The 13,936-nt window shown below is 63.7% G+C and carries 14 protein-coding genes; 4 read left to right on the top strand and 10 right to left on the bottom strand.

All coding sequences use genetic code 11. The features are described from left to right. Window positions 1-577 precede the first annotated feature (577 nt). Entirely contained in the window at window positions 578-1,462 is an 885-nt protein-coding gene (locus tag QA645_RS12370; RefSeq protein WP_283050492.1) for an MBL fold metallo-hydrolase, read from the top strand. Window positions 1,463-1,785: 323 nt separating this feature from the next. On the opposite strand, the gene QA645_RS12365 is transcribed toward QA645_RS12370, so the two are convergent. The 8 genes from QA645_RS12365 to QA645_RS12330 all read right to left on the bottom strand — a co-directional run bounded on the left by QA645_RS12365 (window position 1,786) and on the right by QA645_RS12330 (window position 9,233). Beyond that, entirely contained in the window at window positions 1,786-2,715 is a 930-nt protein-coding gene (locus QA645_RS12365; protein ID WP_254194894.1) for a polyphosphate kinase 2 family protein, read from the bottom strand. Next, entirely contained in the window at window positions 2,675-3,694 is a 1,020-nt protein-coding gene (locus QA645_RS12360) for a branched-chain amino acid ABC transporter permease (RefSeq protein ID WP_254194895.1), read from the bottom strand. Before QA645_RS12360 ends, QA645_RS12365 begins: the two co-directional genes overlap by 41 nt. After that, entirely contained in the window at window positions 3,691-4,572 is an 882-nt protein-coding gene (locus tag QA645_RS12355) for a branched-chain amino acid ABC transporter permease (RefSeq protein WP_254133267.1), read from the bottom strand. Before QA645_RS12355 ends, QA645_RS12360 begins: the two co-directional genes overlap by 4 nt. Window positions 4,573-4,579: 7 nt before the next feature. After that, on the bottom strand, window positions 4,580-5,284 hold the full coding sequence (locus tag QA645_RS12350) for an ABC transporter ATP-binding protein (RefSeq protein WP_283050489.1): 705 nt from the start codon (window positions 5,282-5,284) through the stop codon (window positions 4,580-4,582). After that, a complete protein-coding gene (locus QA645_RS12345; RefSeq protein ID WP_283050487.1) occupies window positions 5,284-6,054 on the bottom strand; it encodes an ABC transporter ATP-binding protein in 771 nt (256 codons plus the stop codon). The genes QA645_RS12350 and QA645_RS12345 overlap by 1 nt, the downstream gene beginning before the upstream one ends. 15 nt (window positions 6,055-6,069) lie before the next feature. Continuing rightward, a complete protein-coding gene (locus tag QA645_RS12340) occupies window positions 6,070-7,380 on the bottom strand; it encodes an ABC transporter substrate-binding protein (protein WP_283050486.1) in 1,311 nt (436 codons plus the stop codon). A gap of 93 nt (window positions 7,381-7,473) precedes the next feature. After that, window positions 7,474-8,178 carry an NUDIX hydrolase gene (locus tag QA645_RS12335; RefSeq protein WP_254133271.1) on the bottom strand — a complete coding sequence of 235 codons (705 nt, stop codon included), beginning with the start codon at window positions 8,176-8,178 and terminating at the stop codon, window positions 7,474-7,476. Window positions 8,179-8,207: 29 nt separating this feature from the next. Beyond that, window positions 8,208-9,233 carry an ABC transporter substrate-binding protein gene (locus QA645_RS12330; protein ID WP_283050484.1) on the bottom strand — a complete coding sequence of 342 codons (1,026 nt, stop codon included), beginning with the start codon at window positions 9,231-9,233 and terminating at the stop codon, window positions 8,208-8,210. A 139-nt stretch (window positions 9,234-9,372) separates the two neighbouring features. Here QA645_RS12330 and QA645_RS12325 point away from each other — a divergent pair, with 139 nt between their 5' ends. Continuing rightward, window positions 9,373-9,822, top strand: coding sequence for a cupin domain-containing protein (locus QA645_RS12325; RefSeq protein ID WP_283050482.1), 450 nt, complete (start codon window positions 9,373-9,375; stop codon window positions 9,820-9,822). 45 nt (window positions 9,823-9,867) lie between these two features. Here QA645_RS12325 and QA645_RS12320 read toward each other — a convergent pair whose 3' ends face one another. Both QA645_RS12320 and QA645_RS12315 read right to left on the bottom strand, forming a co-directional pair. After that, window positions 9,868-10,653 carry an ABC transporter permease gene (locus QA645_RS12320; RefSeq protein WP_283050480.1) on the bottom strand — a complete coding sequence of 262 codons (786 nt, stop codon included), beginning with the start codon at window positions 10,651-10,653 and terminating at the stop codon, window positions 9,868-9,870. Continuing rightward, window positions 10,653-11,471 (bottom strand): ABC transporter ATP-binding protein, encoded by an 819-nt coding sequence (locus QA645_RS12315; RefSeq protein WP_283050478.1) that lies wholly within the window; start codon window positions 11,469-11,471, stop codon window positions 10,653-10,655. Before QA645_RS12315 ends, QA645_RS12320 begins: the two co-directional genes overlap by 1 nt. A 118-nt stretch (window positions 11,472-11,589) precedes the next feature. Between QA645_RS12315 and QA645_RS12310 the strand changes: the two genes are divergently transcribed. Both QA645_RS12310 and QA645_RS12305 read left to right on the top strand, forming a co-directional pair. Continuing rightward, entirely contained in the window at window positions 11,590-12,372 is a 783-nt protein-coding gene (locus QA645_RS12310; protein WP_283050477.1) for an ABC transporter ATP-binding protein, read from the top strand. After that, the gene (locus tag QA645_RS12305; protein WP_283050475.1) at window positions 12,369-13,928 is read left to right on the top strand and encodes an ABC transporter permease/substrate-binding protein; all 1,560 of its coding nucleotides are present in this window, start codon (window positions 12,369-12,371) and stop codon (window positions 13,926-13,928) included. The genes QA645_RS12310 and QA645_RS12305 overlap by 4 nt, the downstream gene beginning before the upstream one ends. Window positions 13,929-13,936 lie beyond the last annotated feature (8 nt).

Raw genomic sequence — 13,936 nt, 5'->3', positions numbered from 1 at the left:
CTCCTGGCGATGCGAAGCATCGTCCAGAGCAATCCGGGTGAGGGGGTGCGGCACCCAGTGGGACCTGAACCCCTCACCCGGATCGCATTTTCAATGCGATCCGACCTCTCCCTTCGGGAGAGGTGAACCTCGGCCCAATTCGCCAATCACATTCCGCTTTAGTTGACGCGCGCGGTACGCCAAAACGCACAGCGCCGGGCAGGTAGGGGCTCTGCCTTGCTGATGCAGCCCACTAAACCTTGACCCGGCGTGCCGTTCGCGGTTTCTGCCGCTATGCGATAATCCGAACGAGCTCCATCGCAATTAACGCGGCTGGATTTGCGGAGGTGGCGTCATAGACCTCCCCTTGCTCATGAAGTGGACCCGTCGCTTGTTTGCGACCATCTGCATGCTCCTCCCGTGACATAAAACTGTCAAGCGGGATCGATGAGTTTCAAATCACATTTGACGATGTGTTCCATGCTGTTCCCGCGACACATCGGCTGCTTGCAACGATGGAATAAATCATCGGCGGCAGCGTTTGTGTCGAAGAGAACACCCGCCTCCTCCGTCCTCATTCATTTCCAGAAAGCCAGAGATGAAAGCATCATTTTGTATCGCCGTGCTCGCAGCCCTCGTCACCGGATCAGCATTCGCGCAGACGCCGCCGCAGACCTCGACCAAGAAAGTCGAGGGCACCGAGAACGTCTACATCTTCCGCTATGGCGGCCATCAGTCGATGTTCGTGGTGACGCCGCAAGGGGTGATCGCGACCGATCCAATCTCCTACTTGCGTCCCGCCAAGCCCTATATCGATGCGATCAAGGCCGTCACCGACAAGCCGATCAAATACGTCATCTACAGCCACCACCATTACGACCACATCGCCGGCGGCCAGCCCTTCAAGGATCTCGGCGCCACCTTCATCGCGCATCGCCGCACCAGGGAGCGGCTGCTCGAGTTGAAGAAACAGAATGCGCTCCTGGCCGATATCGTGATGCCGGATCAGGTGGTCGACGACAAGAAGACCATCACGCTCGGTGGCACCACGCTGGAGCTCGACTATGTCGGCCGCAACCATTCCGACAACTCGCTGGTGATGCGGCTGCCGAAGGAGAAGCTCGTCTTCGTGGTCGACTTCGCGCCGATCGAGGCGGTCCAGTTCCGCAACATTCCCGACAATTCCTCGCCGCTCGAATATATCGCCTCGCTCAAGAAGCTGGCTTCGCTCGACTGGGAGCGGATGATCCCCGGCCATCCCTATGCCGGCGGCCGGCTCGGCACCAAGAAGGATGTCGAGGACGACATCGCCTACATGGAGGATCTCTCGGCCGAGGTGAAGAAGGCGGCCGACGCCGGCAAATGCTTCGACACCGCGATGAAGGAGGTGAAGCTGCCGAAATACGAGAAGTGGGCGAATTACGAAGCGAGCCTGCCCGCCAATGTCGAGCGCTTCTGCTATTGGTGGGGTCGCGGGTACTAACGGCTCGCACCGAACTCGTAGGGTGGGCAAAGGCGCGCAAGCGCCGTGCCCACCACCTCTCTCGATCGCGAAACATGCGTGGGCACGCTTCCGCCGTCGCTCTTCGAGCTATGGCGGACAAGTCGCTTTGCCCACCCTACGAGAGCATTCGTGATGGTGACATCATGCCCCTGTTTTGCCCGACGGGTCAAGCCATTTTCTAAAAATCCGAACCTCGCCCACAGCGACCGGCAGGCCCTTGATTCCATGAGCGCCGGCTACTGTGCATGGGGTTGTTTTCAGATTTTGCCGATGACGGCGGCCGCGCTGACGGTTTCCTCCCGTCACTTTCCCCGCTTCTTGTCCCCCTTCCCTTCCTTCTCCAGCGCCTTGCGCACGTTGTCGAACTCCGCCGCCGAGGCCTTGTCGGCGCGGGGAAAGCGCAGGTCCAGCTTTTCGAGCTCCGCGACGATGACGGAGCCGATCACCACGCGGGCAAACCATTTGTGGTCGGCGGGCACGACATACCAGGGCGCATGCGGCGTGGCGGTGTGGCGCACGATGTCCTGATAGACCGCCTGGTAGCGCGGCCACAGGGCGCGCTCCTTGATGTCGTCCATCGAGAACTTCCACTGCTTGGCCGGCTCCTCCAGCCGGTCGAGAAAGCGCTGGCGCTGCTCTTCCTTGGAGAGATTGAGAAAGAACTTCAGCACCAGCGTGCCGTTGCGCGCCAGGTAACGTTCCCAGGCGGCAATGTCCTCGAACCGTTCCTGCCAGATGTTCTTGGTGACGAGCTTCGGGGGCAGCTTCTCCTTGGCGAGAACCTGCGGGTGGACACGCGTGACCAGGCACTCCTCGTAATGGGAGCGGTTGAAGATGCCGATATGACCGCGCTCCGGCAGCGCGATGACGTGGCGCCAGAGGAAATCGTGGTCGAGCTCCTTGCTGCTCGGCGCCTTGAAGGCGGACACCTCGCAGCCCTGCGGATTGATGCCCTCGAAGATCGCCTTGATCGCGCTGTCCTTGCCGCCGGCGTCCATGGCCTGGAACACGATCAGCACCGACCAGCGGTCCTGGGCGTAGAGCTTCTCCTGGAATGCGACCAGCCGCTTCTTGTTGGCGTCGAGAATCTCCTGCGCCGTCTCCTTGTCCAGATCGCCCTTCTCGTTGGTCTTGTGGTCCTTCAGGTGGAACTTGCCGGAGCCGTCATGCCGGAATGGCGTGATGTAGCGGTCAAGTTCCTGGGCGAGCGATTTGGACGGCTTTTTGCTCATGAGCGCGGGGCACCTTGCGTTGCGACTTCAATCGGTCGAGCAGGCTACCAAGGATGCCCTTCGGAAGGAATATGATGAAAAGCACCAGCAGCACGCCGTAGACGAGGTTGTCCCAGCCGACCGCCTTGGTGCCGAAGCCGATGCGCAGGGTCTCCGCGAGCAGGATGGTGATGACGGCGCCGACGGTCGGGCCGAGCGAGACGAACAGGCCGCCGACGATGGCCGCGAACACCATCTGCAGCGACACGGCGATGCCGGAGACCGTGTCGGGCGTGATGAACATCTGGTACTGGCAATAGATCGCGCCCGCCAGCGCCGTCATCACGGCACTGATCAGGGTGATCTTCAGTTTCTCCGCGGTGACGTCGACGCCGGCCGCGGCAGCCGCGTCCTCATCCTCAGAGATCGCCTCGAGCGCGTAGCGGCTCATGCTGCGATCGATCAGGTGCCAGACGACGATGCCGCCGAGCCAGACCGCGAGCGCGATCAGGTACCAGGTGATCTTGTCGTCGAATTGCAGCGCCAGCAGCTTGTTGCCCGAGGCGCGGTTCGGCGTGTAGCCGAGCGAGCCGCCGGTATAGTCGCGCGTCGCCGTGATCACCTGGAGCACGATGCCCGACAGCGCGAGCGTCACCAGCACGAAGTAATGTCCGGTGATGCGGAAGCGGAAGCAGGGATAGCCGACGATCAGCGCCAACGCGCCCGCCGCGACCATGCCGATGGGGATGCCGATCCATGGCGACAGGCCGAGATGGTTCCAGAGCAGCGCGGTGACATAGGCACCGATCCCCATGAAGCCGCCATGGCCGAGCGAGACCAGGCCGAACCGCCCCATCATCGACCACGACGTATAGGCGAACGACCAGATCAGGATCAGCACCAGAATGTGCAGATGATAGGGATCGCGATAGACGAACGGCAGCGCGACCAGCGCGGCCAGTCCTATCCCCCATGCGACGCGCCGGCCCTGCCCCATCATCGGCGCCTCGCGAGCAGGCCCGCGGGCCGGATGAACATCATGACGATGAAGAAGGCGAAGGCGAGCACGTAGCCCCATTCGAGATCGGAGAACAGACCACCCAGCGAGATGATCTCGGCAAACACGAAGGCCGCAATGAAGCCGCCGATGAAATTGCCGAGACCCCCGAGCACGCAGATCAGGAAGGTGATCGGACCGAAGGAGAGGCCGACGAAGGGGTGCACGTCATATTGCAGCACCAGCAGACAGGCGGCTAGTCCGGCCAGCCCGCCGCCGATCGCGGAGGTGATGAGATAGATCCGCCTGGTGTCGACGCCCATCAGCGCCATGATCTGGCGGTCCTGCGAGATGGCGCGGATCGCGGTGCCGGTGAAGGTGCGCGTCATGAAGAGATAGACCGCGACCATGCCGACCAGCGCCGCCAGGAACGACAGAAGTCGCGCGTAGCTGAAATTCATGTCGCCGAAGGCGAGCACCGGCAGGCGGATGCCGAGGTTGCGGAAGTCGATGCCGAAGGCGACGGTGGCAAAGCTCTGCAACACGAACAGCACGCCGCCGGTTGCAAGCAGCTGGTTGATCGGCGGCGCCGTCAACAGCGGCGCGATCACGAGATAATGCAAGAGCGCGCCGAGGATCGCGACCAGCAGGATGGTCAGGGGCGCGGCGATGAAATAGCTGATGCCGTAATACTGGACCATGAAGTACATGGCGTACATGCCGATCATCACGAGCTCGGCGTAGCAGATCCAGGTCACGTCGATGACGCCGAAGATCAGGTTCAGCCCGAGCGCGAGCAGCGCCAGCACGCCGCCGAGCAGGATCCCGTTGATCACGGCCTCCAGCAGATAGATGTCGAAAATATCCAGGAACGCCTGCATATGCCCCTCACACCCCGAGATACGCTTCCTTGACCGTGTCGCTCGCCAGCATCTCGGCCGAGGTGCCCGAGGCGCGGATCGTGCCGGCCTCGATCAGATAGGCCCGGTCGACCACGCGCAGCACCTGCTGCACGTTCTGCTCGACGATCAGCACCGTCAGCCCGCTGGCGCGGATCCGCTTCACCAGCTCGAACACCTGCTGCACCACGACCGGCGCCAACCCGGCCGAGGGCTCGTCGAGCAGCAGAAGTTTCGGATTGGACATCAGCGCGCGGCCGATCGCGCACATCTGCTGCTCGCCGCCGGACATGGTGCCGGCCATCTGGTGGCGCCGCTCCTTCAATCGCGGAAACAGATCGAACACGACCTCCAGACGCTCGGCGTATTTCCCCCGCGCCTCCTTCATGAAGGCGCCCATCTTGAGATTGTCGTCGACCGAGAGCTGCGGAAACAGCCGCCGGTTCTCGGGCACATGCGCAATCCCGAGGCTGACGATCTTGTGCGGCGGTGTGGCGATGACATCGACGCCTTCCATCCTGATTGATCCGCGCGTGGGACGGATCAGGCCCGAGATGACACGCATCAGCGTGGTCTTGCCCGCGCCGTTCGGACCGATGACGCCGACGGCCTCGCCGGCCTTCACGTCGAGATTGACGTCGAACAGCGCCGGGAACGTGCCATAGCCGGCATTGACGCCGCGAAGCTCCAGCATCACTGGCCTCCCGCGCGGCGGCGCGCTTCAGCGGCCGCGGCCTGCGTGGTCTCGGCATCGGTTCCAAGATAGACCTCGATGACGCGCGGATCACCGGCGACCGCGCTCGGCAGGCCCTCCGAGATTTTTTCGCCGTGATCGAGCACCATGACGCGGTCGACCACGCGCATCAACACGCCCATGATGTGCTCGACCCAGATGATGGTGATACCGAGCTCGTCGCGGATGTTGCGCAGCATGTCGGCGGCCTGGTCCATCTCGGCCTCGTCGAGGCCGCCGAGACTCTCATCGGCGAGAAGAAGTTTGGGTGCAGTGGCGAGCGCTTTCGCAAGTTCGAGCTTCTTCAAGCCTGCTGCGCCGAGGCCGTCAACGCTGGCGTGGCGATCGGTCGGCAAGCCCACCATCGCGAGTGACCGCTCCGCCGCCTCCTCGGCCTTGATGCGGCTGTGGCGCCCTTGGCCGTAGAATCCGGCAAGCGCGACATTCTCGAAAATGGAGAGCCGCCGGAACGGCCGCGGAATCTGGAAAGTGCGGCCGATGCCGCGGTTGATGATCCGGTGCGGTGCCAGCCCCGCGATCTCCGAGCCATCGAACAGAATCGATCCTGAGCTCGGCGCCAGCGTGCCGGAGAGCATGTTGAAGATCGTGCTCTTGCCCGAGCCGTTGGGACCGATCAGGCCGAGGATCTCGCCCTGCTCGACCCTAAACGACACGTTGTTGACGGCTGTGAAGCCGCCAAACCGCTTCACCAGCCTGCTGACCTCCAGCACCGCAACGCTCCGCTGCTACTGGTTACTGTAGGTGGTGCCCTTCGGCAGCGGCAGCACGGCTTCGCGCTGCGCCTGGCTCTTGGGCCACACCACCGAGGACTTATCGTCGATGTACTGGATCACGACCGGGAACGAGCGCTCGTTCTGGCCCGCCATCGGTGTGCCCTCGCCGTAGAACTTGACGCCGAAGCCGAGCATGGTGCCACCCTCCGGAATGTCGGTGTCGAGCGACGCCTTGCGCAGCGCCTCGGGATCGACCCCGCCATACTTCTTGATCGCGCGCGGCAGGACGTCATCCATGAACACGTAGGTGTTGGACGCGCCGATGCCGACATGGGCGGAGCGGATGGCAACGCCGGGCCTGATCTTGTCGAACTCCTCGCCGACCATTTTGATGATGGGCGCAAGCTTCGGGTTCATGGTCTTCTGGTTGGCCAGCCAGATCGAGATCGGATCGGTGTTGAAGATGTAGCTCGCGTCAGCGCCCATCCCCTCCTTCAACTTCTCGTAGACGCCGTAGCCGGCGCCATGGCCGACGAGGGCTGCGAACTTCAGGCCCTGCTCACGCGCCTGCCGCAGCAACAGCGTGATGTCGGGATTGTAGCCGGTGTGGAAAATCACGTCGGGCTTGGCGCGCTTCAGCTTGGTCACCAGCGCGGAGAGATCCGGCGCGGTCGCCGAATAGCCCTCCGTCAGCACGACGTTGAAACCCGCCTTTTTCGCACCGGCCTCGTTGCCCTTGGAGACGTCGACGCCATAGGAGCCGTCCTCGTGGACGATGGCGACGCGGAGATCCTTCGGCTCCTTGCCGAGCTTGCCTTGCGCGTTCTGCGCGATGAAATCCATCGTCATTGCACCGAACTGGTCGCCGCTCGCCTGCGGGCGGAACACGTATTTGTAGTTCTTGTCGGCGAACACGGCGGACGAGATGCAGGTCGTCATCCACATGAACTTCTTCAGCTGCTCGACACGGGCGGCAACCGGCACGCATTGCGCCGAGGAGAAGAAGCCGAGCACCATGTCGACCTTCTCCTGCTCGAGCAGGCGGACGGATTCGTTGATGGCGATGTCGGGCTTGCTCTGCGCGTCGGCGTAGACCGCCTCGACCTTGTAGCCCTCGACGCCGGTCTTGCTGAAATGATCGAGGATGATCTTGGTACCGAGATATTCGAGCTCGGAGCCGCCGCCGGCGAGCGGGCCGGTCAGGTCGAAAATCACGCCGATCTTGATCTTCTTCTCTTGAGCCTGAACCGAAACGGTCAGGCCCATCGCTGCAATCGCGACCAACAGCCCACGTACCAAGCGGGCAGCCATGCGCAGGCGCATCTAAACCTCCCTGGACGATTGTGCATTGCAATTTTTTGTTTTGCTTTTGCGCCCATCACATGGGCTCGGCCGCGCGATGTCAAGCCTCGCGCGTCAGCGCGAAGCGAACTGCTGCGCGATGAAGGCCGTGACAAATCGCGGCATGGCCGGCATGAGATCATCCATTCCGCGCACGAGATGGATGGCCGACAGCTCCGGCTCGTCCTGGCGAGCCAGGTTGGCTTCGATCCGCGCGCGCGCAGCCTCACCCGGCATATCCAGGTTGAGGATCTGTATCATTGCAAGTGCGCTGCCGGTGACGACACAGTGCCAGTCCGTCTCCGCCGAATAATCAGCGGGGAGCAGGCCGGTCTCCTCCTCGAGCTCGCGAACGACGCTGCCGGGAATGTCGAGGGTGCCGTCCCTGACATCGTCGAGATCGGGCGTGCCTGAGGCGAAGTAGATTCGTCCCGCATTGGCTGTGTGATGCGCCATCTCGCCCATCAGGAAAGCGCCGTCGGACGTGCGCAGCGCACCCATGCCGAACCCGTTGAATACGGCCGGATCGGGAAAGCCCCAATCGCGCCAGGCCAGGAAGCTGGCGAAATCCGTCTCGAAATAGGTCGCAGCGAGATGACCGTCGGTGAAGACGGCATCGCGCCCGAGCAGAACCCTGCCGTTCCAGAGTTTCGGCCGCGCACGCTGCTGCTCGGCGAAATGCGCGGCGATCTCGGCGCGCCGCTCCTCGGCGAACGGCCAGATCACGGGGCGCACGGCAAGGTCAAGCGTCGTAACGCGATGAATGGTCAGTGACGTCATGACGCCTGATTACCCAGCCTTCGCGTCAGTTATTTGGCGCTCCCTGTGGTCTTCTTGGCCTGTTCGACAAACTTGTTGGTGAAGGTCTTGCTGACGTCGATCTTGGCATTGGCCACCTCGGGCGAACCGACACTGAACACCGCCAGCACGGCGTCCGCTCCCTTCGGATCCATCTTCCCGGTCTCGGAGAACATCGGGATCGTGTTCTTAAGCGCCGCGAGATAAAGATCCTTGTTCTTGCCGACCATCTCGTCCGGCATCTTGGCCATGATTTCTTCGGGCGAATGCGAATGGATCCAGGCGATCGTGGCCAGCATCGCGTTGGTCAGCGCCTGCGTCTCCTTCTCGTGTCCGTTGACCCAGGCCACGGTCGAGTACAGCGCGCCACCCGGATATTCACCACCGAAGGTCTCGAGCGTGTCCTTCTGCGTGCGGGTGTCGCTGAGGATACGCAAATCCTTGTGGCTGCCCTGAAGCACGGTGACGGAGGGATCGAGCATCACCGCGGCATCGATCTGCCCCTGCTCCATCGCAGCCACGGCCGTGGCGCCGAGGCCAACGCCGATCACCGCGGTGCCGGCGGGATCGAGGCCGTTTTTCTTCAGGAGATATTTCAGGAAGAAGTCAGTGGAGGAGCCGGGCGCGCTGACGCCGACCTTCTTGCCGGCCAGATCCTTGACCGACTTGATGTCGTTGGTGTGCGACGGTGCGACGACCAGCACAAGGCCCGGATAGCGGTCATAGACCACGAACGCCTGCAGTTCCTGCTTCTTGGCCGCCAGGTTGACGCAATGGTCGAAATAGCCGGACACCACATCGGCGCTGCCGCCGAGCACGGCCTTGAGCGCGTCCGAGCCGCCCTTGAGGTCGACCAGGTCGACGTTGAGGCCGGCTTTTTCGTACTCACCGAGCTGCTTGGCCAGCACCGTCGGCAAATAGCACAGGCAGGCGCCGCCACCGACCGCGATCGTGACCTTGCTTTGCGCTGCGGCAAGACCGGTGGTGAGCGTCAGCGCGAGCAGCGCGCCGGCGAGCCTGGCAATCGTGTTCTTCATTGGTTTCCTCCGTTCGGCTGGCGGCACCATAGAGCAGCGGGACTGCCTTGAGAAGCACCGCTTAAGTGGCACTGGCCATTGGTCTTTCGGCGCAATAGCATGGGTGCACAACAAGCATTCCTGATGGGGAGAATCGTCCATGAATCGCCTTGCTGCCGGGCTGTCGATCACCGCCGCCTTCGTCGCCGGATGCGGCGCGACCTACCTGCTCGGGCCGGCGCTGGCCGCCGAAAACATCACCGCGCAGATCATCCATACCGGCGAGATGGAAGGCGACGCACTCGGTCCCGCCAACCAGGTCGGCTACCGCTCGAAGACGTTCATGACCGCCGATGGCTCGACCGTGTCGATCCAGGTCGGCAATGTGCCAAAACACCTGCATCCCAACACCAACGAGATCCAGTACATCCTGGACGGGACCGGGACGATCTGGCTCGGCGACAAGGAAGTGACGGTGAAGCCGGGCGACCTCGTCATCATCCCGAAGGGCACGCCGCATGGCGGCACCAAGCCGATCAGCGGCCAGGTCAAGGCGATCGCGATCAAGACCCCGCCGCAGGCGCCCGACGACGTCAAGCTGCTGGATTGAGCATTTGCGATCGGGGCTCGCGCAGATGCGCGGGCCCTTCTTCCGCTAGCCGCGACTGTCCACGGTTGGACGCCAGACCAGGAGGCGCCGTTCGACCAGCGTCACTCCAAAATCGATCAGGATGACGAAAGCCGACAGCACGAACATGCCGGCGAACACGCCGGCGACGTCGAACACGCCTTCGGCCTGTTGGATCAGATAGCCAAGCCCCGCGGCCGATCCCAGATATTCGCCGACGACGGCGCCGACCACGGCGAAGCCGACCGAGGTGTGCAGCGAGGAGAACATCCACGACAGCGCCGACGGCCAATAGACGTGCCGCATCAGCTGCCCCTCGCTCATGCCGAGCATGCGGCCATTGTCGAGCACGGTACGGCTGACCTCCTTAACGCCCTGATAGACGTTGAAGAACACGATGAAGAACACCAGCGTCACGCCGAGCGCGACCTTGGACCAGATGCCGAGCCCCAGCCACAGCGCGAAGATCGGCGCGAGCACGACGCGGGGCAGCGCGTTGGCCATCTTCACGTAAGGGTCGAACACCGCGGCAACCAGCGGCTGCCGCGCAAACCAGAAGCCGACCAGGACGCCGCTGAGCGAGCCGATCACGAAGGCGAGGATCGATTCCCAGAGCGTGATCGCGAGATGCTTCCAGATCACACCGGAAACGAACCATTTGACGATCTGGTCGAACACGTCGACCGGATTGGAGAAGAAGAACGGCGGCAGCAAAATCTTGCCGAACACCGGCACGGTGGAGAGCAATTGCCACAGCACGATGCAGACAACGGCGACCAGGACCTGCAACGCAAGCAGCGTAACGCGCGACATCAGACCGCCTCCGCCGCGTGGTTGGATTGGGCGTAGCCCTTCATCACCTCGTCCTTGAGCACGCTCCAGATCTCGCGATGCAGCGCATGGAACTCCTTGTCCATCCGCACCTCGAAGATGTCGCGCGGGCGGGCGAGCGTCACGCGCCAGTCGCCTATGATGCGCGAGGACGGCCCCGCCGACATGATCACGACGCGATCGGCGAGCGCGATCGCCTCCTCGAGATCATGAGTCACGAACAGGACGGCCTTGCGGTCGGCATTCCACAAGTCGAGCAGGAGGTTGCCCATGACCTGCCGCGTCTGCGCATCAAGCGGCCCGAACGGCTCGTCCATCAGCAGGATCTTTGGGTCGCGGATCAGGACCTGCGCCAGCGCCACGCGCTTGCGCTGGCCGCCTGAGAGCATGTGCGGATAGCGGCCCGCAAACGCGCCGAGACCGACGGAGGTGAGCCATTTCTGCGCTTGCGGCAGCGCCTCGGTGCGCGGCGTGCCCTTGATTTCGAGCCCGATCGCGACATTGTCCAACGCCGTCTTCCAGGGGAACAGCGCATCCGCCTGGAACAGATAGCCGGCATCGCGGTTCAACCCCGCGAGCGGCTGATCGAAAATCCTGACGCTGCCGGCAGCTGGCTTGAGCAGCCCGGCGGCGACGTTGAGCAACGTGGATTTTCCGCAGCCGGTCGGGCCGACAATGGCGACGAACTCGCCCTGGGCGACCGCGAGATGGGCCTTCTCCACCGCTGTATAGACCCGCCCGTCCCCCAACCGGAACGCGACCTTGGCATCTTCCAGCGCCACCGCCGTGGGCGTTGTCATGTGTTTCCTCCGAACTTGGCTTGATGCCTTAGCCGCTCGCGCGGCCAAGTTCAATCAACCGGCCAAGCGTGCTACGCATGGGGTCTGGCCCCCTTGCCGCCCCTTGAGCCCATCCGCGATGCCCTCCAAGCTGGCGATCACCTACCGAAACGTCACCAAGAGCTTCGGCTCCCTCAGGGCCGTCGACGACGTCTCGCTCGACATCGCCGAGGGCGAGTTTCTGGCTGTTGTCGGCGGCTCGGGTTCGGGCAAGACGACGCTGCTGCGGCTTGCCAACCGGCTGATCGAGGCCGATGGCGGCACCATCACTGTCGAGGGCGAGGACGTCCAGAACGTCGATCCCGTCGCGCTGCGGCGTCGGATCGGCTACGTCTTCCAGAGCGGCGGGCTGTTTCCGCACTTGAGCGTCGCCGACAATATCGGGATCACGCCGAAGCTGCTCGGCGCGCCCGCAGCCGAGATCGCGGAGCGCGTCAACGAGCTGATCGAGCTGATCCAGCTCGACCGTGCCTCCCATCGTGACAGGCTGCCGGAGGCGCTTTCAGGCGGGCAGCGCCAGCGCGTCGGCGTGGCGCGGGCGCTGGCAGCAAGGCCGCGCATCGTGCTGATGGACGAGCCGTTCGGCGCGCTCGATCCCCTCACCCGCGATGCGCTCGGCGAGGATTTTCGCGAGCTGCACCGCAAGCTCGGCCTGACCACCGTGATGATCACGCACGACATGACGGAGGCGATCCTGCTGGCCGACCGCATCGCGGTCATGCGCGGCGGCAAGCTGCTCGCGCAGGGTACGCCGGCGGAACTCTCGACGAGCACCGATGCCTATGTGCTGGAGCTGCTGCGCACGCCACGGCGCCAGGTCGAGCGGCTGAACGCGCTGCTGCCACAGGGCGGTGCGGCATGAGTTTCCTCAATGATCCGCGCTGGGGCGAGGCGCTGTCGCATTTGCCCGACTACCTCGGCAATCATGTCCGGGTGAGCCTCGCCGCGCTCGCGCTCGGCCTGATCGTCAGCTTGCCGCTCGCAATCCTCACACGCAACCGCCCGGCGCCGCGCGCCATCCTGCTCGCGCTCGCCAGCATCGTGCAGACCGTGCCGGGGCTGGCGCTGCTCGCGCTGTTCTATCCGCTGCTGCTGCTCGCGGCGTCCGTGACGCTGAAATGGTTCGGCGTCTCCTTCTCCGCGTTCGGGTTCCTGCCGGCCATGCTGGCGCTGGCGCTCTATTCGATGCTGCCGGTGCTGCGCAACGGCATCACCGGGCTCAACGGCATCGATCCCGCGCTGATCGAAGCCGCGAAGGGCGTCGGCATGACGGAGCGGCAGTCGCTCACGATGGTCGAGCTTCCGCTGGCGCTGCCGGTAATGATGGCCGGCATCCGCACCGCCGCCGTGTGGGTGATCGGCACCGCGACGCTGTCGACGCCGATCGGTCAGACCAGCCTCGGCAATTACATTTTTGCGGGGCTGCAGACCCAGAATTGGGTGTTCGTGTTGTTCGGCTGTTTCGCGTCGGCCCTGCTCGCGCTCGCCGTCGATCAGCTGCTCGGCTTGATCGAGAGCGGGCTGCGCCAGCGCGGTCGTCTCCGCGCCGGACTCGGCGCGATCGGCATCGCGGCACTGGTTGCGGCGACGCTGGTGCCTACGATGGGACGTTCGTCGTCCGGCTATGTGGTCGGCGCAAAAACCTTCGCCGAACAATACGTGCTCTCGGCCCTGCTGCGGGACCGCCTCCAGGCGGCAGGTCTCTCCGCCACGGCGCGGTCCGGTCTCGGCTCGAGCGTGATCTTCGAGGCGCTGAAAGCCGGCGACATTGATCTCTATGTCGACTATTCCGGCACGCTCTGGGCCAACCAGCTGCACCGCACCGACATCAAGCCTCGCGCGGAGCTGGTGGCAGATTTGAAGACGGCGCTCGCCAAGGACAACATCACGCTGCTCGGCGAGCTCGGTTTCGAGAATGCCTATGCGCTGGTGATGCCGAAAAAGCGCGCCGACGCGCTTGGCATCCACACCATTGCCGATCTCGCCGCACATGCGTCGACGATGTCGATTGCCGGCGATTATGAATTCTTCTCGCGACCGGAATGGGCGGCGCTCCAGAAGGCCTACGGTCTTCAGTTCAACGCACAGCGCCAGATGCAGCCGGATTTCATGTACGCCGCTGTAGCCAGCGGCGAGGTCGACGTGATCGCCGGCTATACCAGCGACGGGCTGATCGCGAAGTACGAGTTGGTGGCGCTCGACGATCCCAAGCAAGCGATCCCGCCTTACGATGCCATCCTGCTGCTGGCGCCGAAGCGTGCCGGTGACGAGAGGCTGCAGGCAGCCCTCGAGCCGCTGCTCGGCAGGATCGACATCGCCACGATGCGCGAAGCAAACCTGCGCGCCAGCGGCAATGATGCGAATTCATCGCCGGATGCGGTGGCGAAGTGGCTGTGGGAGAAGGTGGGCCGGCGCTAGGGCGTGCC

Source organism: Bradyrhizobium sp. CIAT3101 (assembly GCF_029714945.1).
GTDB lineage: Bacteria > Pseudomonadota > Alphaproteobacteria > Rhizobiales > Xanthobacteraceae > Bradyrhizobium.
The sequence above is the reverse complement of the archived record's forward strand: the minus strand, read 5'-3'. Positions and strand labels throughout refer to the sequence as shown.

What these genes read in the sequence shown, in the direction of transcription:
- QA645_RS12360 (WP_254194895.1), bottom strand. Translation starts at nt 3,694, where the DNA reads ATGATGGGGCAGGGCCGGCGCGTCGCATGGGGGATAGGACTGGCCGCG.
- QA645_RS12310 (WP_283050477.1), top strand. Translation starts at nt 11,590, where the DNA reads ATGCCCTCCAAGCTGGCGATCACCTACCGAAACGTCACCAAGAGCTTC.
- QA645_RS12315 (WP_283050478.1), bottom strand. Translation starts at nt 11,471, where the DNA reads ATGACAACGCCCACGGCGGTGGCGCTGGAAGATGCCAAGGTCGCGTTC.
- QA645_RS12350 (WP_283050489.1), bottom strand. Translation starts at nt 5,284, where the DNA reads ATGCTGGAGCTTCGCGGCGTCAATGCCGGCTATGGCACGTTCCCGGCG.
- QA645_RS12355 (WP_254133267.1), bottom strand. Translation starts at nt 4,572, where the DNA reads ATGCAGGCGTTCCTGGATATTTTCGACATCTATCTGCTGGAGGCCGTG.
- QA645_RS12365 (WP_254194894.1), bottom strand. Translation starts at nt 2,715, where the DNA reads ATGAGCAAAAAGCCGTCCAAATCGCTCGCCCAGGAACTTGACCGCTAC.
- QA645_RS12370 (WP_283050492.1), top strand. Translation starts at nt 578, where the DNA reads ATGAAAGCATCATTTTGTATCGCCGTGCTCGCAGCCCTCGTCACCGGA.
- QA645_RS12335 (WP_254133271.1), bottom strand. Translation starts at nt 8,178, where the DNA reads ATGACGTCACTGACCATTCATCGCGTTACGACGCTTGACCTTGCCGTG.
- QA645_RS12330 (WP_283050484.1), bottom strand. Translation starts at nt 9,233, where the DNA reads ATGAAGAACACGATTGCCAGGCTCGCCGGCGCGCTGCTCGCGCTGACG.
- QA645_RS12320 (WP_283050480.1), bottom strand. Translation starts at nt 10,653, where the DNA reads ATGTCGCGCGTTACGCTGCTTGCGTTGCAGGTCCTGGTCGCCGTTGTC.
- QA645_RS12340 (WP_283050486.1), bottom strand. Translation starts at nt 7,380, where the DNA reads ATGCGCCTGCGCATGGCTGCCCGCTTGGTACGTGGGCTGTTGGTCGCG.
- QA645_RS12325 (WP_283050482.1), top strand. Translation starts at nt 9,373, where the DNA reads ATGAATCGCCTTGCTGCCGGGCTGTCGATCACCGCCGCCTTCGTCGCC.
- QA645_RS12305 (WP_283050475.1), top strand. Translation starts at nt 12,369, where the DNA reads ATGAGTTTCCTCAATGATCCGCGCTGGGGCGAGGCGCTGTCGCATTTG.